The organism is Tolypothrix sp. PCC 7601 (genome assembly GCF_025677855.1).
Classification (GTDB): Bacteria; Cyanobacteriota; Cyanobacteriia; order Cyanobacteriales; family Nostocaceae; genus Aulosira; species Aulosira diplosiphon.
The window spans coordinates 258707-281970 of sequence record NZ_CP064879.1 but is presented as its reverse complement, the minus strand read 5'-3'; the positions used below and the strand labels follow the sequence as shown (position 1 = coordinate 281970).

Sequence of the window (23264 nt, the reverse complement as noted above, 5' to 3'; positions counted from 1 at the left end):
GAGTGTAGATAGTTAAATCGTAGGGTGCGTTACGGCGAAGCCTAACGCACCACCAATAAATTATTTTAAATAATATATATTTTCTAATTCAAATCATTATATGCATTCTACTAGCCCAACCTCTATTTTTAACAATCCGCAACTATTTGTTGAGGGATGGTATTGGGCATTACCATCAAAAAAATTAAAGATTGGCAAGGTAAAAGCTGTAAAATTATTGGGTAGAAATCTCGCAATTTATCGCGGAGCTAGTGGACAAGTAATAGCGGTGGATGCTTATTGTCCACACATGGGCGCACATTTCGCAGAAGGGAAAGTAGAAGGTGAAGGAATTCGCTGCTTTTTTCATAATTGGAAATACGATGAGCGCGGAATTTGTGTAGAGGTTCCTTCACTAGGAAAACCCTTACCTGTATGTATTAAAACTTGGTCAACAGCAGAAAAATATGGCATGATTTGGGTTTGGGTGGGAGAAGATAAGCCAAGTAAATTACCTTTTGTACCGGAACTAGAAAATGTAGAATGCGACTATATATTAGGGACTCATTTTATAAAAAACTGCCATCCCAATGTTTTATTAATTAATGCAATTGATGCTCATCATTTCAATACAGTACACAATCTACCTTTAGAGATTGTCTTTGATTCCCAAAACCTCAACTCTCATGCGATTAACTTCAGCAATACTACCAGAGGAGGCGATGATTCCTGGTTAATTCGCCTGATTCGTCCTCTATATCGCAATCAAGTTACATATAGTATGTGCTATTGGTACGGCAGCACTGGGACTGTCACACTGGGGCCAGATTTTCTACATTTCTATATTATCTTTGCTTTGCGAATGTTAGAAGATGGCACAACAGAAGGGCAAACAATCTTAGTAACTCGTAAACGCAGTGGGTTTTTAGGATGGAGTCTAAATCGTATATTGTTGTGGTTAACGCAGCAGGTTGGTAATTACTTTGCTAAAGGTGATACCCAAGTATTTCAAACTATTAAATTTGATTTAAAAACACCCATTAAAGCAGACCAGTCAATTCTACAATTTATTCAGCATGTCAATCAGCAAAAGGCTTTAAGCTGGGGGAATTGGGAAAATAATTCATAATTCGTAATTCGTAATTCGTAATTTACTAGATAAATAATATGGATTTGTCATATAAAATTGCTGGACTCGATTTACCATATATAAATTCTGATGATAAATTGCGGCGAATATTAACAGCAGCATTACCTAATCAAAGTGATAATACTTCACAGCCACAATTAGATTATTGGGATGCGGAATTTTTTAATTTGCATCAAGTCCAAATTTTTCAACAAGCGAGTTTAGATGAACAATCTGCCATACTTCAGCTTACCAATCGCAGCCTGTTAGCAGAATCTTATTTCATTGAGAAAGCAGGCGTTGGGTATATGGCAAAAATGGTATTGTTAGCCGAAACAGTGGAAGAACGAATACTATATGCACTTTTTAGTGCTGATGAGGCTACTCACCTCAGCCAAATCACTAATTTTTTACCAGAAATTGCATCTACTAATAGCAACGATCCATTTTTGAACTTATTAGCAGAAGTAGTGGAAAGTGCAGACAAAACAGTATTGTTGTTTGTGCTGCAAGTAGTTTTAGAAGGATGGGGATTAAGCCATTATCGCCGCTTGTCTAAAGAGTGTCATTATCCCATTTTAAGCGAACTTTTCTCAAGCTTTCTCCAAGCAGAATCTCGCCATCATGGTACAGGAACAATGCTATTTAACCGCAATCCTGTTTCACCAACAAGCAAAGCAACTGCAATCGATATATTAGCCAGCTTTCTATCTATGGTACAACTCGGGCCGCAAAGCGTTCTATCAGCCATTGAGCAAGTAAAAGGACACCTGACGCGATCGCAAAAAATCCAAATCCTCGAACAACTTGATACCCAAACCCACAGTGGAACCAGATTAGAAATATTGCGATCGCTCATGCGCGGCGCATCCGCAGCAGCCATTGTACAAGCTTTAGACGAACGCGGCGCATTTTCACCACTCCCACCTCATCAATGCGTCTATTAAACCTCTCACTCTTCTTTTCGTGAGCCTGATTAATACTTATCATCACAGTGCAAAAACTTTTGTATGCAAAATACTATTCCCAAACTATCAGACAATCCAACCACTTATCGTAAATTACAAATTAATCATACCCGCAACAAACAGCAAGACCATACTGCTTTAATGGATGAAGCAACGGCTAACTTTCGCTATGAAGATTGCCAAAACGAATATTGGAATCCCGAAGAATTTTCTCTACTCTACGGTACAGTTTTATGGGAACAATCTAGCCCACATCAGCGTATAATTTTAAATCAACTTTACTGGGTAGCATACTATTCGCAAATAGTCTCAGCCGAAATTGCTACTATATATTTTAATCAAACTAGTGCAGCCGGACTTTATGCTCACGAAGATTTCCGCTTAATCTGCGATACTTTAGATTTAGAATCATCCCAAGAAAGAGCGCATATCAACGCTTTTCGTACAATTGCTAAACAGGTTGAGCAAGCATTATTTGGAGAACTCATCTTTACTTACCCCATGCGCGGCCCGTTTACAGAAACGATGGTTTATGCTGACACAAACGCCCTCAAAATTTGGTGGAAAAAAATCCAACTACAATACTTTGGATTGATTTCTGCAAATAATATCTTTTTAGCTTGTCAGTATTTCACAGTCCGAGGAGTGCGGACACTAAATGGCAAATTAGTCCAGCATAAACTCAGCAATTATTATCAAAAATATCCTCATCCTGAAACTGCGCCTATTCCTGCAAAAATCTCTTATTACCACTTTCTCGATGAAAGCTTTCATTTTAATAGTTCGACAATTATATCTCACGATGTTATTACCTGCCTCCCTCCACCAACGGCATTTGAGAGCCTAGTTGCTAATTTAGGATTGCTTGGCTGTCAGCGCGATCACTTTCACTTTTCGGCGGCGATTAACGGTATTTTCTGGTACGATCCGGCACTGTATGACAAGATTTATAAATTGTTGCGATCGCCAATTTTTTCTATGAGCAATATTGATGCTAAAGAAATGATGCGTCGCTGTTTTACCGAAGAATCGGAAGGCTTACATTGCAGTTTTTTAACCCATCAAGAAGCGATGGCATCTTATAGAGTATATGTAGAAAAGCTCGATTATCTTTGGCAACAGAATCGAGAAATGTCAATTATGGGAGCTAATTCTCTGGCTCGATATCTAGCAACTCAAAAAAGTGCTTTTCAAAAGTTTAAAACTTATCAAAATTGAAATAAATCTTAATCTATATATTTGATAAAACAAAAGTTATCTACATAGCTTTTGTCAGAATATATCAGTGGACATGCAAGAGGTACATATCATGCACAAAGAATATATGGAGATTCTAGAAACATTACTTGATAAATTGACATTATCTGCAATTTTAGAAATGTTAGAGCGCTTATGCCACAAAAAAGCAGAAAATTTGAGAACTCATTGGCAAGACGAACATTCAGCAAAGCTGTGGGAGAAAGCTGCTAGGCAAATAGAACAGATAAATGTTGATGTTTGATTAAACAATAAAGCCAAGTAAATAAAAGAGATTGGGCATTGCTAAGATTCGTAGTACCTACAAAATGCGAATTATGTGCCTAATCTTTCTTATTTAAAGGACAGTGGCGAACCTTTCCTTGAAAAAATCTTCGATTTATTGATTGTTTATATATATGTCTGACCTTTGTAAGATATCCTTTCCGAGAACTGATTACCCTCCCCTGACTCTGCAACGTCATCAAAATTTATCTGAACATCTGACGATTCAGAATTCACCTGTATTGTTTGGTTGTCGAACTGGTATTTGTGGAACTTGCTTAGTTGAGGTGATTGGTGATATTCCTCCTCCTCAACCCGATGAACAGGAAATGTTGGAAACATTAGCTCCTAATTATCCAAATGCACGATTAGCTTGCCAAATAGACATGACAGCGAATGTAGAGATTAAGAGGGCTTAAATAAAGAATGAATAAGCTAGGCGGATATACTCCTGTACCTCACCTGCTTCCTGTGCTGCTCGACTGAAACGGAGGTTTTTGTAGTAATCCCTCTTTTATCACTTTCGGGAGAAAATAATCTGGAATGCTTACAGCATAAGACTTTTACCAAAAAACCATGATTTTAGCCATTGTGTTAGAAAATAAACGCTCAATTGCCCGTTATATCTACAGTTCAAAATTTGGCTTTGATTTTTCTTTTCCCAGAGTGACAAAACAGGGTTATTCTTGAAGCTCTTTTCTATGCAGCCTCAATGTAAATTGATATTAACTTTTCTTCTGATGAAGTCCAAAGCGCTTTTGAAGCTTCAGGATGGGATCTGTGATATTGTTCTGCATTGAATCTGCAATGTTCAATTTTGCACTAGCCGCTAGGAGAAAGTTTTATTTAATGGAAACCGCAGTGAAAAAGTCAGATTTTGTCCTGACTCCTTACATGAACAGCAGCGATTTGCGGGCAACTTATCAAATCCTGAATACGGTTGTGCCTTATGTATTTTTATGGTTTTTAGCACACAAAGCAGCAGCTATTTGTGTTTGGTTGCTTGTGCCTACTATAGTCTTGATGACGCTGTTTTCAGCGCGTTGTTTTTCTTTAATGCATGATTGTGGACACTATTCACTGTTTCGTTCAAAAAGGGTTAATCAAATTATCGGTTTTATTCTGGGGGTAATCAACGCGATCCCTCAATATCAGTGGTCAAGAGGACATGCCTATCACCACAAAACCAACGGTGATTGGCAACGCTATCGCGGCCCTAGTGCATTACTCTCTACTGAGGAGTTTGCTCGTCTGAGCCCATCTGCCCAAAGGCGTTATGAACTACTGAGGCACCCATTGATGATCTTTCCAGGAGGTTTTTTCTATGTCGCGATTAAGCCAAGACTCGCCCTGATTGCAGGAACATATGATTTTATCACTCATCTACTGACTTGCTTGCAGCAAGATCCTTCTATGGATTTACCTCGAATCATCTCCTCTCATAAGTCTAGAAATTGGTACACTGCGGCTGAGTTTTGGCATCTGTTGTTCAACAACATTTGTGTAGTCGGCAGCTGGATTTTTCTGGGGTATTTACTGGGATTTGGTTTTTTCGTGAGCGTTTACTCAATCACGCTAACTTGTGCTGGGGCCATCCTCATCTGCGTCTTCTTTGTTCAGCACAACTTTGATGGCTCTTACGCCCACAAAACTGAAGGGTGGGACTATCTCGAAGGAGCAATTAAGGGCAGCAGTTATCTGGAGTTACCCGCCGTTTTAAAGTGGTTTTCCGCCGATATCGGCTACCATAACATTCATCATCTTTGTGACAGAATCCCCAATTACAACCTCCAAGCTTGCCACAATCAAAATATTCACCTGCTTAGGAGTGCAAAAAGGCTGCGAATGGTAGATATTCCTGATTGCTTCAAATACATTCTGTGGGATTGCCCCTCCAATCGCCTTACATCGATAGCATCGTTTCGTCAAGCTGCACAATCCATCGACCTAGAGAGAGCCAACCAGGCGTGAAAAAGCTCTTGAGCAGAGGAGAAAAACCACGCCACTTGCGGGTGGGGTTTCTACCAAGGAAGCGAGGAAGCTATCGTCCACAAGAGGCGTTAGCGTAGCGGGACGAAGTACGGCTTTGAACCTTATCTTTTTCGTAAACAATACCGTTGTTTCAAACGACGGGAGCATCCCAATTTGGCAAAAATAAAAAAATAAAGATTATTCGCGAGTAAATATCGCGAATAATCTGGGGCTTCAATCAAGTAGTTCTTCTGACTTTTGCTGGGAGCAACGCGATTTTTTGAAGTTGGATAAAAAACGAGCGTTCACGTAGTGTGCCGTAGGTATTGCTAAAATATCCAGTTATACCAATTCAAAAAATGTTTGCGACAGATAGATAGGGCATCCACTCCGGAAATCATAGCCAGTCACACTAAGCAGCAATATCTGGGGTCAGTTGGGCAAGAAGTTGAGCAACTTGAGCGCGTAAATTCTCTAAGTTATCGAAAAGTTCCCATTTTAAATCTTGCTTAAGATACTCCCAAACTCGCTCTATAGGATTAAGTTATGGAGAATAAACTGTTTGGAGATAGTTGAGTGTGGTTCTCTTAAAAGGACTCGATTGAATACGAAATCTTCAAAAAATACGAGCGAGCATTAGTTATTTCAGATCATTTGAGCATACCGTATTTCTCCTTACGTGCTAATTTTACTGAATAGCATTTTAATACGGTGATGCCAAGTAGTATCGTAGCTTTTGAGCGAAAACTTCAACATGAGGCGGATACATCATCGTCATGTGATTTCCGGGTACTTCTTCGGTTACTATTTCTGCTAACTCTAACCAATCTTTTTCAGGATGGTAAGGAGTAAAACCATCATCATCTTCAGCAATAAAGAAAATTACTTTTCCTTGATAAGTAGTTGGAACATAATTGTTTCCCAATCGCATCAGTGAAATAAACAGATCGAGAAAATTGCGAAACATGGTTAAATCGCCTTGTGGCACCATAGACTTAGCGATGCGCGATCGCTCCCAAAAATATCGTAATTGCTCATTAGGTTCAAGATTTTGTAAAATCTTTAAGGAAATTCCTTCATCTGACTTTTTGTCCATATCCAACCAGTATGCCATTATTTCTAAGTCTGAGTTGATATGTGTTGGTAGTTCACCACTGATAGGCGTATCAAACAAGGTTAGTAATTCAATTTTTTCCCCTTCTTTTGTCAGTTGTTGTGCCATTTCATAAGCAATAATACCTCCTAAGGACATTCCGCCAATATAATAGGGTCCTTTTGGTTGAATTGTCCGCACTGCGTCAACATAGTGGGTAGCCATTTCCTCAATAGTGTTAAAAGTTCGAGGTTTACTATCCACTTCGGGTACTTGTATTCCGTAAACAGGCTGCTCAGGATCGAGATGATTAGCCAAATCTCGGAAAACAAAAGCTGTCCCGCCAACAGGATGGACTAAGAATAAGGGTTTTTTCAGATCGCTGCCACTATGGAATTTAATTAAGCAGGAAGGAAGTTCTTTTTGTAAAGCTGGAGATGATGGTGAAACTAACTCAGCCAATCCTTCGATAGTGGCAGCATTTAACAAGGAATTTAAGGAAAGCTTGACGTTCAATTTCTTGTTTAATTTAGCAATAAGTTGTATTGCAACGAGGGAATCACCACCTAAATCAAAGAAATTATCGTGCATCCCTATTTTGTCAATGCCTAGCATTTCTTGCCAGACTTGGGTAATAATTTGGTCAATCTGACTTTGTGGAGATTGAGATACTTGATTGTGTCCAGTAGTTAGATTTGAAGATTCGGCTGAATCGTTAGATTCTACTACTAAAAGAATTTCTTTAATTCTGGGTAGAAACTCATAAGTTGATACTGCAACTTGAGATAATCCACTTTGACTAATGCGATTAAAAACCTCTATTCCTTCTTGGGGAAGAATGGCTAGGTCAAAATTAATGATGTCGCTAGATTTGTTTTTTCTTAAGTCTACTGTGTTCACAGCCATACCGACTTCCTGCCAAGTATCCCAGTTGATGCTGGTAGTTAGTCTGTCCTGGGCAGTTTGATATTGAGCATAAGCATCTAAGAAAGCGTTGGCTGCTGTATAGTCTACCTGTCCAAAGTTACCGATGATAGATGTTATGGATGAGCAGAGAATGACAAAATCAAGTTGAGAATTTTTAAAGATGGTATCTATTACTACTGTTCCTTGAACTTTAGGCGCAAGAACCTGATCGGTGATTTCTCTGGTTTTCATCTGGATGATACCACCACCAGGAAGACCAGCAGCATGGATAACTCCATTAATTTTACCAAAGTGATTTTGAGCAGTAGCGATCGCTCTCTCCATTTGTTGTAGATTAGCTACATCAGCTTTCACTACTAAAACTTCAGCCCCGAGTGCTTCTAATTCCTGCACTTTCCTAATTTTGTCACTGGTGCTATCTGCTGCATCATGTTCAGCTAACCATTGTGGCCACTGCTCACGCTCTGGTAAAGCTGTACGTCCGGTTAAAATTAGTTTAGCTTGGACTGTTTTCGCTAAATTCGTTGCCAGTACCAGTCCAATTCCTCCTGTTCCTCCGGTAATCAGATAAATACCTTTAGCTTTAAATTGGGGTGTTTGTGAAGAAGATGGCAATTGTGCAGCTTCAAAAGTTTGTATCCAGCGATGATTCCCCCGATAGGCAATGATATTATCTGCGGATTTTTTGGGTATTTCACTCAGTAATTGTGCAATTAACTTTTGTTCACTATTACTACCACCAGGAGGCAATACCACATCTACACTAGTACAGTGAATATGAGGATATTCTTGAGAAATGACGCGAACAGGCCCGATGATAGTTGCTTTTTCTGGGCAAAGTATTTCTTCGCCATTGACATTTTGTAAATGATTAGAAATAACTAACATTTTCATCTCATCAGTTACATTTTTTTCTCCCAATGCCTGAGCGAGATAAATAAGACTATAAAATCCTAAATTTTGCTGTTTTTCTACTGATTCAATAGTGAAAGATACTTGACTATTAGCTGTTACATTCCACAGATGTAGTACAGCTTGAGGCGTTTTTTTTATTCTGACAAGTTCTTGAATCAAGGCTTGATAATCTTGGGATTCAGAGGGATTAATACTGTAGAGATGACTATCTAACTGATTAAATTTTTCCCCAATTGCTACCTGAATTACTTCTATTTTCTGACTTTCTAATTTTGCAACTAATTGAGAACTCAACCCACATTCATCAACAAATACAAGTATGGGTGATTGAGACGAGGTTAATTGTTGAGAATTAGCAACTTTAATAGACTGTTTCCATGTAGGAACATAGAACCAATCTGCAATATCTGGTTTTTTCTCTTTATCTCGTTGAGGTTCTGTGCTTTGTTTTGAGGGTTCAATCCAATAACGTTTGCGTTCAAAGGGATAGGTAGGTAAGGGAACACGATAATTTTCCCGTTCTCCATAAAATACTGACCAATTAACTTCTAACCCAGCTAACCACATTTGACCCAGATTATTGAGGATGAAACTAACATCAGAGTATTCATCTTGAGGATGACGAACTGAAGTGAGGCTAATTTGCTCTTTTGGTTTATCTGGATGGCGTTTGGCTAAGGTGCTTAATGTGCGTCCTGGGCCTACTTCTAATAAAATTTGGTCTGGGTTATCAAAGAATTGTTTTACCCCATCAGCAAAGCGCACTGCTTGACGCAAATGTTGAGCATAATAGCTGGGGTTAGTAGCTTCTTCAACTGTTATCCAAGTTCCAGTTACATTGGAAACAAAAGGAATTGTAGGAGCGTTGAGGCGAATTTGTTTTACCTTTTCTGTAAAAGGTTCTAAAATATCTTCCATCATTTGCGAATGGAAGGCGTGAGAAGTATGCAGTAAACGACCTTCGATGCCTTTTTCTTCTAACTGTTTGGCAAATGCTTCTATGGCTAGTGTTGTTCCTGAAACGACGCAATTAGAAGGGCTATTAATAACAGCAATTTGGAGAGAAGTTTCCTCTAATAGTGGTTGTACTTCGTCTTCAGGTAGGGGAACGGCTAACATTGAACCTGATGGCATTGACTGCATTAGTTGCCCCCGTATGGTAACTAAGCTCAAAGCATCTTCTAAGCTGAAGATTCCGGCTAATGTTGCTGCCACATATTCTCCAACACTATGACCAATCATGGCTACGGGTTTTATTCCCCAGTGCATCCATAATTGAGCTAAGGCGTATTCAATGATAAATAATGCTGGTTGGGTAATTGCAGTTTGTGTTAGTTTCTCTGTAGCAATTTCGATTTGGTCTTCATGGGGATAGAGAATGTCTCGTAAGTCAAAGTCTAAATGAGATTTCAGAAGCTCACAGCACCGATCAACTTGTTCTTGGAAATAGACTTCAGTTTTATAAAGTTCCTTTGCCATATTGACATACTGCGAACCTTGTCCTGAAAACATGAATACCACAGAGCGAGATTTGACATCTCCAGAATTGGTTAAAACTTGTTTTGGCGCAAGATTATTTAAAGTATTAACAGCTTCTTTGCCATCAGCAACAACAGCAATACGCCGATAATTAAAAGCTGTGCGTCCTACAGTTAAGGTATAAGCAACATCCGCTAAATTAACTTCGGGATGCTGTTTTAAATGATTAGCTAAATTGATAGTTACATTGTCTAAAGCTGAAGGAGTCTTCGCAGAAAGCAAGAGTAATTGCTGCTTTTCCTTACCTTGATTGGGGGGAGTTAAGGGAGGTTGTTCCCATTCTTCTAATACTACATGAGCATTAGTACCACCAAAGCCAAAAGAACTCACACCTGCACGACGAGGACTGTCGTTTCTTTCCCATTCCGTCAACTTGGTATTAACGTAAAATGGACTGTTTTCAAAATCAATCTCAGGATTAGGCTTTTGAAAATGAAGACTAGGAGGAATCTGTTGATGTTTCAGTGCCAAAACAGTTTTAATCAAACCAGCAATTCCTGCTGCTGAAACTATATGTCCAATATTTGTCTTCACCGAACCAATGGCACAATACCCTTTCTTCTCGGTATTGGCTCGAAAAGCTTGAGTGAGAGCCGCAATTTCAATAGGGTCACCTAAAGGCGTTCCAGTACCATGTGCTTCAATATAAGTAATTGTTTCTGGATCAATATCTGCTACTTCCTGAGCTTCGGTAATAACTGCTGCTTGACCATCAACACTAGGAGCAGTGAAGCTAACTTTAAAACTACCATCATTATTAATAGCAGAACCTTTAATAACGGCATGAATATAGTCTCCATCAGCTAATGCCTCTGTTAACATTTTGAGGACAACAATACCAACGCCATCGCCAAAAATTGTTCCTTTTCCTTCGGCATCAAAAGCACGGCAATGTCCATCGGGGGATAACATTAACCCTTCTTGATATAAATATCCTATTTTTTGAGGGACTAAAACTGAAACGGCACCTGCTAGAGCAATGTCACATTCACCATTTAACAAACTTTGACAGGCTGTATGAACAGCAACAAGAGAAGTAGAACAGGCAGTTTGTACATTAACAGCCGGCCCTTTTAAGTTCAATTTGTAAGCAACTCTTGTGGTTAAAAAATCTGTCCCATTTCCAATTGCTACTGGTATGTATTGAACTGAATCCCATAAACGACCTGCATTAAACTCTTTATTATTGATGTTGTTGAGTAAGTATGTACTTATTCCTGAGCCACCATAAATCCCAATAGAAAAGTCATCTGTTGTTTTATAGCCGGCATTTTCTAACGCTTCCCAGGCACATTCTAGAAATATTCTCTGTTGCGGATCAATTATTGTAGATTCTCTGGCACTATAACCAAAGAAAGAGGCATCAAAATTTTCAACATCAGGTAAAACTGGAGCAGCTTTGACATAGTTAGTGTCATTTAATAGGCTGGTTTCTACTCCTACTGAACGCAATTCTTCATCAGACAAAAAAGAAATTGACTCTACTCCATTCCGCAGATTTTGCCAAAATTCTGTTACATTTTTGGCTCCAGGAAAACGTCCTGCCATGCCAATAATGGCAATTGCTGATTTATTAGTGGAATCCGATAGATTAAATGCAATCATGTTGATACTTTCCTAGAATTACAATCAATTTTTTTGTTAATTGGTTGCGGCTTTTTCAGAATTAAAATTGTCTCCTCAAAATATCCACACTCTTGTTAGAGATTTCTAAATAAAAAAATATCCCAAAATTTGTTGTGGTGCAGATATCTTGCCTGCACCACAAGATTGGGCAGGATGCCCATCTCACAAGATTGGATTATCTTTTTTGTGGAATTCTCTTAATGTTAATCATGGTTTTTGCGTCTTTGGCGCTGTTGATCGTTTTCCTCTCGACGGTTGAGACGTTTTGAAGCCCGTTCTTTGCTCGTATTAGACTTAGAAACTAAACTCTGAACTTGACCTTGATTTAAGGAGGGACTGAGATGTTCGGCTAAACTATGAATTGTGGGAAATTGAAATAATTGAACAATTGAGATTTTTTGCTCTAATGCTTCTAACAATTTCTGACTTACTTGAGCCATCAATAAGGAGTGACCTCCTAAATCAAAGAAATTGTCGTGAATTCCTACCTTGTCAATTTGAAGAGTATCTTGCCAAACTCTAGCAATTATATTTTCGATTTCATTTTGAGGTTTGACATAAGCCGTTTCTATTTGCGATCGCCCAATTTCAGGTGCAGGTAAAGCACGGCGATCAACTTTGCCGTTAGGAGTTAGGGGCATTGCTTCCAACAGGACAAAAGAGGAAGGCAGCATATAGTCGGGGAGTTTGGTCTTCAGGAAAGAAAGCAGGTTGCGTGTGATTGTACGCTGTAAAATTTTCAACAATTCCTGCTTTTCTAAAAGATGCTTCACACTTTGACGAATCTGTTGAAGTTGGGGCGCTGTGAGTTGAAAGGAGATCCCTGCTTGTGGACTACGCCACCATATAACGATTCCTGTCAGGGAAGAATTTTCTTCCTCACCAGGCAATCTTAGATTCAGGGTAATCTGCTGTCCTGAAGAAATTTCTGGTGGGTTAGCAGAAGTGAAAGTTAAACCAACACCATTTTGTGAGATATCTTCAGTCTGAATTGCCCAGGTTTGATCATCAAAAACCAAAGACCCCTCAGTCTGATAAGGTAGGCGATCGGGAATTATTTTAGAAACAAAATAGGCAACTAAACGTTTATCCCCTGGAATATCTTCTCTGGCTATGACCACTGCTTCTTCCACATCAGGATGTTGATGAAGTACCGCTTCAATTTCTTCGAGTTCGATGCGGAAACCACGAATTTTCACTTGGTGATCAATACGCCCTACAAATTCAATATTTCCATTCGGCAGCCAGCGGGCAAGATCCCCAGTCCTGAACAATCTTTCTTCTGCTGCTGTTTTACTGTTGTTGTTGCTTTTCGTAAACTGGTTAAGGATAAACTTTTGCTGCGTTAACTCAGGTAGATTTAAATACCCTGCCGCTACCCCATCTCCGCCTACATATAGTTCACCTGTGATACCTTGCGGCTGAGGATTACCATACTTGTCCAGGATATAAATTTGCGTGTTTGCAATCGGTTTTCCTATGGAAACTATATTTTTTTGCAGATATTCTTCTATGTCTGCAAAAAAATCAGCTTTTGGAGCCGCTGCTAACTGCAGATGTATTGTTTTTAGGAGTGCGGCAGCTTCCGTATCGCTTGAGCCAATTCTTTTTACCGGAATATTTTTTAGATCATCAAATTTTTCTTGACTTTTTGCTTCAATTTGATTTGCAATTCTTAGTTGATCCTCAAGAACACTGTGTAAGTCTGCGGCGGTGGTATTCGGATTACATAAAACCGCCCGAAATACAACAATTTCTTGAGCTTTACCAGAAGAAGTGTCCATCAGAATGGTCTTAGATACAAAGGTTTGTCCTTGTTCAAATTGTTCTCTTTGTATCTGTGTATTGAGTTGATTGATTCTGTGGATATCGTCATCGAGTAAGGCTTTTTGTAGGGCTTTGGTTCTTAAATCTTCGGGAATGTAGCGATAATTAACAATATTCAACACTGGTTCCATTATGAGTTCAAATGGTTCTAATAGTTGAATAAGTCTGGCAAAATATTGCGCCTTCTCTATGCTATTGTCAATCAGAATTTCATATCCTCTTTTACCGATAATATGAAGTGCTCCGTGTAAGCATAACGACAGTGCCGAACGTGACCCCTCAATCGTGAATCGTCCCATATCGAAAGTATCTCGCTGAGACTGATAACGGGCTGTGGTTTCGGCAAATCTTAACATTTGCGGATCTTTAAACAGACAAACACTAATCCCCTGCGGTAGGTATAACTGTTTATGCCCACAAATAGTTATAGAATCAGCTTTGTTGATGCCTTTCAATTTTCCTTTATGTTTTTCAGAAAATATCGTTGCACCACCCCAAGCAGCATCCACATGAAAATGAATACCGAATTCCCGAGCAATATCGGCTAGTTCAGATAATGGATCAATTTCACCAGTTTCTGTTGTGCCAGCAATACCTACGATTGCCAGGATGTAAAGCTTATTTCTCCTACATTCGTAAATTTTTTCTTTGAGATGATTAATATCTAGCTTGGCGTTATCATTACTGTCAATGAAAATAATATTGTCTGTCCCCAGACCCAACATTGAACCTGCTTTATTAAAAGAGTAATGCATCAGCCGAGAGCCAATGATAACGATATCGTTATATCCTTTCTGATGCAAAACCTTGTAAAGACTTTCTGTTGATAAATCATCGGAATTTTCTTGCCTTAATAATCTGGAATTTCTTGCACACAATAATGCAGTAATATTGGCAGTGGTTCCACCAGTTGTGATAATTCCTAGATTTCGACTTTTATGTTGAATATTTTCTTGATAAAATTCATCTGAAAAGCGATAGAGCAGGCGATGCAATATAGCGATCGCTTCCCGCTCCAAAAATATTAAAGATTTTGATGTCTCAATTTTAACCAAATTTTGGTTCAATCGCGAAATCATCTTACTCATATCATGCATAAAATCGGGCAAGGCAGATGTCATATGCCCAATAAATGTAGGAGTCCCCGTATTGATCGTATATGGAAGCACCTCTTGGGAAAATTTATCGTAATAGTCGTCAACTGTTAAAGGCTGCAACGGTAACTCACTCCGTTGAAACTTTGTCGCTAGTATTTCTGGACTCACGCCAGGCTTCGTAAAAGGCTGTTGTTGAACCCCAAACACTGAGTTTTTGGTTGCACCATGAACAACTTCAGGTTTAAAATATTGCAGTATTCTTTGGCGCGTCTCCCACGGATTGACTTCAAAGCAGGTAACATCAGCAGCAACTTCTGAAGAGCCGTAAAGATTGAACAACCTAGCAGAGTTGATTTTCTGGTGAAATGCTTTAGCTAAGGTTAAAGGCAGGGCTTCACCACTGCAAAAGACATATTTGAGGTATCGAAGTTGTGTGAGTTGTTGAGGCGTATTTTCTAGCATCGCTTTGAGCAGCGATGGCACGAGCACAATTCTAGTAATTTTTTGCTCACTTAACAGGCTCATTAGTTGGGGAATGTCTGCTCGGATGTGATTTGGCACAATCACGAGTGGAATCCCTTTCAGAAGAGGAGAAAATATTTCTGCTACATGATCGACGAAATTAATGGAGGTTTTCTGTACACAAATCTCATCTGCCGCAAATGGTAGGGTTTCCCACATCCAATGCAAACGATTGATAATGCCACGAATTTTGCCGAGGACAGCTTTGGGTTTTCCAGTAGAACCGGACGTATAGATTGCGTATGCTAGGTCATCCAGTATGGTTTTATTTTCCAGATTTTCAACACTTTCCCTACCAATGGCATCCCTATCCCTGTCCAGATAGACTATATGGGCGTGTTGAGGGGGAATATTTACGGTCAGATTGCCCTGAATCAACAGTACCTTAACATTCGCATCTGCCAACATATAACTCAACCGTTCTTGAGGATATTCCGGGTCTAATGGCACATAAGCACCACCAGCTTTGAGTATCCCCAGCAGTCCTACGACCAGATCTATAGAAGGCTGTAAACAAATACCTACCAGCACCTCTTGTTTCACACCCAGGCTTTGCAAGTAATGTGCTAGTTGGTTTGCTTTTTGATTTAACTGCCGATACGTTAACATCTGGTTTTCAAACATCACCGCTACAGCATCTGGTGTTTTCTCTGTTTGATCTTCAAACAACTGATGAATACATTTATCTGCGGCATAATCACACTTAGTATCATTCCATTCCACCAACAATTGATGACATTGTGAATCAGTCAGCAAAGGTAATTTTGTCAGATATTGATCTGGATTAACAACAATTGCTTGCAGCAAACATTCAAAATGTCCCAGCCATCGCTTGATTGTTTCTGGAGCAAACAAATCAGTGTTATAAAAACAATCTAATACCAACTCATCTTCTGTTTCTATGACATTACAATGAAGATCGTAATTAGTAAAACTGAACGGTTGAGGGAATAAACTGGTCTTTAATTCAAAGAACTGTGCTTTAAGAGGTTGGTCTAAATTAAATGTTGTTGTGACAAGAGGGGAGCTACGGTTGAAATTCAGTTTGTTGATTAATTTGGCAAAAGGATAATCTTGATGTTCGTAAGCATCTGACAATTTCTTGTTGATAGTTTTGAGATAATCTGAAAATTTTGGCTCTCCAACAATATGGCTACGTATAAGTAATGTGTTTGAACAGTAGCCCACAAGATTCTCACTACCTTTAAGCGATCGCCCTGCCGTAGGAATACCTACCAAAATGTCATCTTGATCTGTCAGTCGATGTAACAGCACCGTGTATGCTGAGAACAGTATCATAAACAAGGTATAACCTTTTTCCTGACTAACCTTTTTGATTTGAGAACAAAGGTTAGCATCTAGCTTGACAGTTTCTTTACTACCGTTATAGGTCTTGATGGAAGGACGAGTCCAGTCAGTTGGTATATCTAAAACAGGGATTGATTCAGCAAATTGTTCCAACCAGTAAGATTCATGGCCTACCATATCTTCAGTGTTGAAAGCTTGAGTTTGCAACTCTATGTATTCCCTGAATTGCAAAGGTGAATCGAGTGTGCAATCAATACCCTGACACTCTGATGAATACAAAGCGCTTAATTCTTGTAAAATTAAACTCACTGACCAATCATCAATAATAATGTGATGAGTAGTCATCACCAGAAAATGCAACTGTTCTTCTAGCCGGAGAAGATAAAAACGGAAAAGAGGCCCCTGAGTAAAATCAAAAGGTTCCCGGCTCTGTTTACGAAGCCATTCAGCTACTTTTGAATCACGTTCAACAAGACCAATGTTGGAGAAATCGACTAAAGGAACATCTACCTTTAAAGAAGGCTGGATTCGCTGAGAATCGTCTTCTTGGCTGATAGTGGTTCGCATAGCCTCATGGCGATTTACAACTTTCTGGATTGCCCGCTCCATCGCTGAGAAATTCAACAAACCATGCAATTGCAAGCTAATAGATTTATTGTATTTAATAGAACCTTCGGTTCCTAGTTGGCACAAAATCCACAGTTGCTTTTGTGCTTCACTTAAAGGGATAATTTCAGATGTTGCAACGATCTGATCACATCTCTTTATTTGAGACTGAGAGATTTCACTTAACTTTTGGGTATCCATATAGAAGCTTTCTTGTTTAGGAACGTTGATTAAATAACCTGCAATTCTAATTGTTGTTGTGGTTGAGCTAAGTAAAGTGACAATCAAAGATTACATTGGACACAACCTCAATTTGGTTCTACTCAGGCAGCAGAGCGGTGGAGCGACCTGATGCCCTCTGAGGGTGACAACCTACTGATAAAGCTTGCTGCATAAGGGATAGGGCATAGAAACTACGCTGAAAATAGAACCGTTTATGGGGTTTGAGCGCAATCAGACTCAGAACCTAATCTGCCCATAATTCCATCCCGTAACGCCCAGAGATGCTGCAAACTGTTCTTGTGTTAGTCCGGTCAAGATACGGAGTTCACGAATGAGCTTACCAACTTCTGGTTGATTTATTACCAAAGGTTTTTTAGCCGTCATCTAGTTCATAGTTCATCACATGGCGTAACAGGTGTTATATATTATTTGCTACATCTTATTCACGGAAAAGCTGACTGGTAATCCGTTGATATACGAAACTCGTAAAAAAGACTCTCTTTTTATCGAAAAAATCAATCGCGTATTACACAGAAGGAGGGATTTCTCAGGTGATATTTTTTCATGTAATCTCTACTTGTCTAATTACTATGCAAAAGACGATGACACGATGACCTGCATAATCAATTAATGCACAACTTGCGTGGGGTTGAGGATAGTGAAGTAATAAAATATTTATTGGGATATCAAAATCAACAAGTAGCTGATGTTATGACAGCTTATGTCAAGCATGTCAAACAACACTTTTTGAACGCAATTAATCATTTTAAATTGGCTTACAAAAAAGAGAAGTTGCTTAAAAGGCTTCAAGAAATAGCAGATTCTCTGATTTGATTGAAAGACAGAATAGGGAGAAGAATGCATAGCTTGCAGCCTTTGGCATCGCCTCCATAAAATTCAAGCGAGGAAAAAATAGTAATACTGCGGTACTTGTACTAAGAGTAAGAGCGATGCCAAAGGTGGCAAGCTATGTACCCCCTTAGTTTGGGAATCCTAGTAATAAAATATGGGGTGATGGGGCCGCTCTCTGGAAGAGGATGTTTGAAAAGTTCCAAGTTGGACAGTAACAAATTAAATGGCGTTGAAACAAATAGAAGAACAGAGCGATAAGCCTGACGGTAAGACCATCTTGCTTAAAATTACACATATCTTGGCTAAATAGCAAAGAGGGTTAATTCAAGATAATTTATCTAAAAATGCCCTAATTTCCCAAACTATCCATTTTTTTTCAGATGTGCTTAATAATGAAGCAAAGCGATATTTTCGGAGTGTTTGATTAAATACTGAAACCGTAATTGGCTGCATCGGTTTGGCAATAATATCCTTAATGTCTAATACATACTCATGACAATTTTGAAAAGACCAAACTAATAACCACCGCTTTAAGTAAAATCCATTTTGGTTAATTTTAATTCTAGTTTTTGAGATGGGACTGAGTACATAATCGGCAATCCTTGGCAAAAGCAAGAATAAATATATGTAGAAGAAAAGGCAGATAAAAAGAAATCCAAATAGATTAAAAACAGATAAGTATTCAAAAATTAATACCCAGAAAGTGAGTAAAAATAATCCATTTCCTAGCAAGAGAATAATAGGAATCAACCAACTAGTATAGTGACGTAATTGCTCGGGAGGAATTTCTATAGTTAATTCTGCTTCGGTTTTATGGAAGATAATAGAACTGTTTTTTGGTCGCTGGGATCTTGTTAAAGACAAATGGGATATAACATCTGGAATCTGTTTTTCTCCTCGCAATACAGCTAAGGCTAAATTGGCTGAGAGAAATCTGTCATCACTGACTGGCTCCAGGATAATGTCCAACCAGTTAGCAAAATCTGGGGAAATGCGAACATGGGGACGGAAATCTATTTTGAGATGGCGCTGTGGTAAATCTGCTGGGGATTTTCCAGTCAGCAAGAAAAGTAGTGTAGTTCCCAAGCCATATAAATCTGTTGCTAACACAGCTTGTCCGCGAAACTGTTCAGGAGCCATATAGCCATAGGTTCCTACTACTGTGCTGCCACCTGTGACTGTATTGTGATAGGTATCTTGTACTGCACCAAAATCTACTAAAAATATATCTCCCTGATCTTTTGCTGTTGGGGAAAAGTTGAGGATAATATTCTGAGGCTTAATATCGCGGTGAATAACTGGGGGTTTGAGGGATTGTAAGTAAATCAGAATTTCTAAAACTTGTATGGCGATGTGTCGAACTTGCTTTTCTTGGGGTTTCCAACCATTTTCTATTAATGTGGCTAGAGATTTACCTGGCGCAAGTTGTTGAGCAATATAAAAGAATCTGTCAGAGCCTGTGTCTACTTGAAAATAATCTAGATAGCGAGGAATTGCTAGATGATAGAGTTGGGAGAGAATTTTTGCTTCTCTTTCAAACAATTCTATTTTTTTCCAGTCACTCATCCGCCGGAATGACAAAGCTTTCAGCGCCACGCGATGGTCGCTTTGCGAACCGGCGTTCGCGTAGCGTCTCGCAGAGAAGCCATCGCCACTCTCTAAATCTTCGGCTGCATACGTAATACCTACCCCACCTTGTCCCAAAATTTCTAAGATGCGGTAGCGTTGTTGAATTATGTCTCCTGGTTGATGTATTAATTCCATAGATGCTTGATTTCTGGTTACTCCTTCGCGCCGTTCTTTTTCAAAATGTCGGCGATCGCCTGATTCTCTGAAGAGAGTTTTTTATCTTTTGGATCGCCAATATACTTTTTAGAGATCAATTGCAATGGTGTGTTACCATCTTTATCCTCAGCGTTGACATTTGCGCCCTGTTTCAGCAATTGTTCGATAGTTGTTGTTTCGTAACTGTAACTTAATACTGCTTGATGCAGTGGAGTTCTGCCTTGATTATCTGTGGCGTTGATATTCACTCCCCCTTTAATTAGCTGTTGGATAAGTTGAGGGTCTGTGTTAACTCTGCCATAGACTGACTGATTAGTTTTAGATATGGCTAAATGTAGTAAAGTTGCACCACTGCGATCGCGCTGATTGATATCTCCACCTGATTTGAGCAGTAGTTTGATGATTTGCAGTTGGGAGTTTTGCACTGCTAATTGTAGAGGGGTTTTACCTTCTTGATTCTGGAGGTTAATATCTGCACCTTTAGCAATTAACATTTCGGCTATTTGGTAGTTATCTCTCGGAATATATGGATTGAATGGATCAAGAAATAGTAGGTGTAAGGGTGTATTACCCTGACGATCTGGAAGTTTCACATCCGCACCTTGAGTGATTAAAAATTTCGTTCCCTCAAGGTTATAACGACGAATTGTGCATACTAACAAAGACATCCGCTCATTGTCACCATTCGGCGATGACTCCATCACTAAAGCATTGGCATTATGTACTTGGTGATAATAGTCTTTGATAGTATCAATATTTTCACATATATTAGAAAGTGGTATAATTCCAAACATACCCAAGATTAGCCATTTGTGAGCATTCAGCAGAGCGATCGCCATTGTCGATGTAGCAATAGTTGCTCCTACTCCAGCGATGGTTTTCCAAGATATAGGAGTGCTGGCCTTAGCAGCGATCGCCTGCTCACCACTTAAAGCTGCTAAAGCTTCAACAGCAGAACTAAAACGTTCTTCCACATCCGGCTCTAACATTTTCTCTAACCAGTCAGCAAATTCATCACTAATCTGCACATGGTGACGAAAGTCAATCTTCAGCCGTTCCATTGGCAAATCAGCCGGAGAACGGTGCGTTAGTAAGAAAAGTATCGTTGCTCCCAAACCATACAAATCAGTAGCAGGTACAGCTTGCCCCCGAAACTGCTCTGGAGCCATATAACCATATGTTCCTACTACCGTACTACCACGCATAAAGGTATTATAATAGGTATTCTGTACTGCACCAAAATCTACTAAGTAAACCTTTCCATCATCACGGCGGATAATATTTTGGGGTTTGATGTCCCGATGGATCACAACGGGATTGAGGGAGTGGAGATAGACGAGAATTTCTAAGATTTGCGTGGCTATATATCTAACTTCTTCTTCTGTAGTGCGCCAACCATCAGCAATTAAGGCTGCTAAAGATTTTCCTGGCGCTTGTGCTTGGACTATGTAGAAACAATGCTCTAATGTAGTCTCTGTGTGAAAATAGCCTAGATAACTGGGAATTGCCTGATGATGGAGTTGTGCGAGAATTTTCGCCTCTCGTTCAAACAACTCCATCAGCTTCCAATCATTCAACCGATGCAGTGATAAGGCTTTCAATGCTACCAACTGATGGCTATCTGTATCAAGAGCTAAGTATGTAGTACCGCTACCACCTTCCCCCAAAATTTTGATGATACGGTATCGCTCGGCAACAATATCTTCTGGTTGATGCAGCAGTTCCATAGGATTTACACAGTTGGCATAGCGGTGTTGATGATTTATGCTACACCTTGGGTTGAGTAAATTCCAGTAGCTTGCGTCCAGCTTGACCGAAGAGATTTTAGATTTTAGATTTTAGATTAAATCTAAAATCTAAAATCTAAAATCCAAAATTGTCTCGGTCATCACCTTCACTCCAGGTTTACCCAAACTGCCCATTTTTTCCAGTAGGCTTTGTACAATTTCCATATAGCTATCGTAAGGAGTGCTTGTTTCTTCTAATCAGCACCCTAATGGATCGATAGCTTTCTTGTCGATTGGTTCAACTCAAAACTGTCCGGAGTATTGACATATGAACTCCACCTGTTAAATCAAGATGATTTTCTGATCTGGGATATAACTAGGGAAAACATGATTTAGTGTTGTTTGATCAAGCTGTAAGTGACGTTGTAAAACCCCAGAAATTACATCTCGAAAATCGGTAGCGATCGCTAAGTCTCTATTCTGGTAAAGTTGGGCTGTTGCTAATCCAGGCCATTCACCATAAACTTTACCACCGCGCACTTTGCCACCCATCACCCACATTACATTCCCATGTCCGTGATCGGTGCCACCGTTACCATTTTCTTGTACTGTGCGGCCAAATTCAGACATCACTAAAATTGCTGTATTTTGGTAAATTGGCCCTAGGGTTTTTACCATCACAGCTAAACCCTCTGCTAATTTTTTCAATCTTTGGGCTAATTGTCCTTGACTACCACCTTGATTCACATGGGTATCCCAACCACCCACAGCCATAAACCCTAACTCAACTTGAGAATCTTTAACCATCAGTTGGGCTAACCGTTGAGCATTTCTAGCAAAAGCATCTGGTAATGGCGCGCCATTATTTGCCATCTTCATTTCCGCATCCAAATCTTTCATGATGGCTTGATGCGCCATCCGTCCTTCTTGATAAGTTTGGCTTAAACGATCATGACCGCCATAAAGTCTGTCAAATGCTGCACCTATCTGTGGGCGATCTAGTAACAGAGAATTATTTCCTCTTCTCCCTGATGGTAAACTGGCTACCGACATTTGACCATGCAAAATCTGTGGAATTGTTTCTCCGACATTCACTGCTTGGATGGGTGTTTTGTGGGAAATAGTAGCTAATAAACGATTCATCCAACCATCCCCAGTCTTCTTTGTCCCAGGAATGCCGCTTTCCATATAATATTGAGCATCAAAGTGGGAGCGGGTGGGATCGGGAGAACCACAAGCATGGACAAATGCCAGATTACCCTGTTCCCAGAGAGGCATCAAGGAACTTAAGGCTGGATGTAAGCCAAAATTTCCATCTAAATCTAGAACTCCTCCTGGTTTTCCTGGTTGGGGGATAGCAATTTTTGGTCTTGCTTGATAATAAGCTGTCTCTGAGTAGGGAACCACCACGCTTAAGCCATCAACTGCGCCACGGAGAAAAATCACAATCAAGCGTTTTTGATTGTTATTCTTGCTAGCAGATCTAGCAACCCAAGCATTAGTTCCTATGGCGGCTATGGCTGAGGCGGAAAACATTCCTGCTTGCAAGAGAAAGTTGCGTCTTTTCATATAATTTTGGTTTTGTGGATTAAGCACCAAGTTCTGAGGTAGAAGATTTCTGTTTGAAACGAGAATTGTCGAGTTCTGAGG

At 39.5% G+C, this 23264-nt stretch carries 13 protein-coding genes; 7 read left to right on the top strand and 6 right to left on the bottom strand.

Annotation, left to right across the window (positions count from 1 at the left end; all coding sequences use genetic code 11):
- Nucleotides 1–100 precede the first annotated feature (100 nt).
- From HG267_RS01060 to HG267_RS01035, 6 genes are all read left to right on the top strand, one after another.
- A complete protein-coding gene (locus HG267_RS01060; RefSeq protein ID WP_045867387.1) occupies nucleotides 101–1108 on the top strand; it encodes an aromatic ring-hydroxylating oxygenase subunit alpha in 1008 nt (335 codons plus the stop codon).
- 38 nt (nucleotides 1109–1146) lie between these two features.
- The gene (locus HG267_RS01055; RefSeq protein WP_045867388.1) at nucleotides 1147–2055 is read left to right on the top strand and encodes a hypothetical protein; all 909 of its coding nucleotides are present in this window, start codon (nucleotides 1147–1149) and stop codon (nucleotides 2053–2055) included.
- Between the two features lie 63 nt (nucleotides 2056–2118).
- Complete coding sequence (locus HG267_RS01050) at nucleotides 2119–3294, top strand: hypothetical protein (RefSeq protein ID WP_045867389.1); 1176 nt, start codon at nucleotides 2119–2121, stop codon at nucleotides 3292–3294.
- Between the two features lie 91 nt (nucleotides 3295–3385).
- Entirely contained in the window at nucleotides 3386–3577 is a 192-nt protein-coding gene (locus tag HG267_RS01045) for a hypothetical protein (RefSeq protein WP_045867390.1), read from the top strand.
- Nucleotides 3578–3731: 154 nt separating this feature from the next.
- On the top strand, nucleotides 3732–4016 hold the full coding sequence (locus HG267_RS01040) for a 2Fe-2S iron-sulfur cluster-binding protein (RefSeq protein ID WP_045867391.1): 285 nt from the start codon (nucleotides 3732–3734) through the stop codon (nucleotides 4014–4016).
- A gap of 430 nt (nucleotides 4017–4446) precedes the next feature.
- On the top strand, nucleotides 4447–5568 hold the full coding sequence (locus HG267_RS01035; protein ID WP_045868758.1) for a fatty acid desaturase: 1122 nt from the start codon (nucleotides 4447–4449) through the stop codon (nucleotides 5566–5568).
- A gap of 703 nt (nucleotides 5569–6271) precedes the next feature.
- On the opposite strand, the gene HG267_RS01030 is transcribed toward HG267_RS01035, so the two are convergent.
- The 3 genes from HG267_RS01030 to HG267_RS01020 all read right to left on the bottom strand — a co-directional run bounded on the left by HG267_RS01030 (nucleotide 6272) and on the right by HG267_RS01020 (nucleotide 17634).
- Nucleotides 6272–11647: a type I polyketide synthase gene (locus HG267_RS01030; protein ID WP_045867392.1), complete on the bottom strand. Its 5376-nt coding sequence runs from the start codon at nucleotides 11645–11647 to the stop codon at nucleotides 6272–6274.
- A gap of 224 nt (nucleotides 11648–11871) precedes the next feature.
- The gene (locus HG267_RS01025; RefSeq protein WP_210403052.1) at nucleotides 11872–17229 is read right to left on the bottom strand and encodes an aminotransferase class V-fold PLP-dependent enzyme; all 5358 of its coding nucleotides are present in this window, start codon (nucleotides 17227–17229) and stop codon (nucleotides 11872–11874) included.
- A 258-nt stretch (nucleotides 17230–17487) separates the two neighbouring features.
- Entirely contained in the window at nucleotides 17488–17634 is a 147-nt protein-coding gene (locus tag HG267_RS01020; protein ID WP_210403053.1) for a helix-turn-helix domain-containing protein, read from the bottom strand.
- Between the two features lie 246 nt (nucleotides 17635–17880).
- Here HG267_RS01020 and HG267_RS01015 point away from each other — a divergent pair, with 246 nt between their 5' ends.
- The gene (locus tag HG267_RS01015) at nucleotides 17881–18084 is read left to right on the top strand and encodes a hypothetical protein (RefSeq protein WP_045867393.1); all 204 of its coding nucleotides are present in this window, start codon (nucleotides 17881–17883) and stop codon (nucleotides 18082–18084) included.
- Nucleotides 18085–18426: 342 nt separating this feature from the next.
- On the opposite strand, the gene HG267_RS01010 is transcribed toward HG267_RS01015, so the two are convergent.
- The 3 genes from HG267_RS01010 to HG267_RS01000 form a co-directional block, all read right to left on the bottom strand.
- A complete protein-coding gene (locus HG267_RS01010) occupies nucleotides 18427–19866 on the bottom strand; it encodes a serine/threonine protein kinase (protein WP_045867394.1) in 1440 nt (479 codons plus the stop codon).
- Between the two features lie 17 nt (nucleotides 19867–19883).
- On the bottom strand, nucleotides 19884–21614 hold the full coding sequence (locus HG267_RS01005; RefSeq protein WP_063749800.1) for a protein kinase domain-containing protein: 1731 nt from the start codon (nucleotides 21612–21614) through the stop codon (nucleotides 19884–19886).
- 342 nt (nucleotides 21615–21956) lie between these two features.
- Nucleotides 21957–23183, bottom strand: a complete 1227-nt coding sequence (locus HG267_RS01000; protein ID WP_045867395.1) for a DUF1501 domain-containing protein — start codon at nucleotides 23181–23183, stop codon at nucleotides 21957–21959.
- Nucleotides 23184–23264: the final 81 nt, after the last annotated feature.

Bases quoted from the DNA above. Each gene is read 5' to 3' on its own strand.
- HG267_RS01060 (WP_045867387.1), top strand. From the start codon at position 101: ATGCATTCTACTAGCCCAACCTCTATTTTTAACAATCCGCAACTATTT.
- HG267_RS01055 (WP_045867388.1), top strand. From the start codon at position 1,147: ATGGATTTGTCATATAAAATTGCTGGACTCGATTTACCATATATAAAT.
- HG267_RS01050 (WP_045867389.1), top strand. From the start codon at position 2,119: ATGCAAAATACTATTCCCAAACTATCAGACAATCCAACCACTTATCGT.
- HG267_RS01045 (WP_045867390.1), top strand. From the start codon at position 3,386: ATGCACAAAGAATATATGGAGATTCTAGAAACATTACTTGATAAATTG.
- HG267_RS01040 (WP_045867391.1), top strand. From the start codon at position 3,732: ATGTCTGACCTTTGTAAGATATCCTTTCCGAGAACTGATTACCCTCCC.
- HG267_RS01035 (WP_045868758.1), top strand. From the start codon at position 4,447: ATGGAAACCGCAGTGAAAAAGTCAGATTTTGTCCTGACTCCTTACATG.
- HG267_RS01030 (WP_045867392.1), bottom strand. From the start codon at position 11,647: ATGATTGCATTTAATCTATCGGATTCCACTAATAAATCAGCAATTGCC.
- HG267_RS01025 (WP_210403052.1), bottom strand. From the start codon at position 17,229: ATGGATACCCAAAAGTTAAGTGAAATCTCTCAGTCTCAAATAAAGAGA.
- HG267_RS01020 (WP_210403053.1), bottom strand. From the start codon at position 17,634: ATGACGGCTAAAAAACCTTTGGTAATAAATCAACCAGAAGTTGGTAAG.
- HG267_RS01015 (WP_045867393.1), top strand. From the start codon at position 17,881: ATGCACAACTTGCGTGGGGTTGAGGATAGTGAAGTAATAAAATATTTA.
- HG267_RS01010 (WP_045867394.1), bottom strand. From the start codon at position 19,866: ATGGAATTAATACATCAACCAGGAGACATAATTCAACAACGCTACCGC.
- HG267_RS01005 (WP_063749800.1), bottom strand. From the start codon at position 21,614: ATGGAACTGCTGCATCAACCAGAAGATATTGTTGCCGAGCGATACCGT.
- HG267_RS01000 (WP_045867395.1), bottom strand. From the start codon at position 23,183: ATGAAAAGACGCAACTTTCTCTTGCAAGCAGGAATGTTTTCCGCCTCA.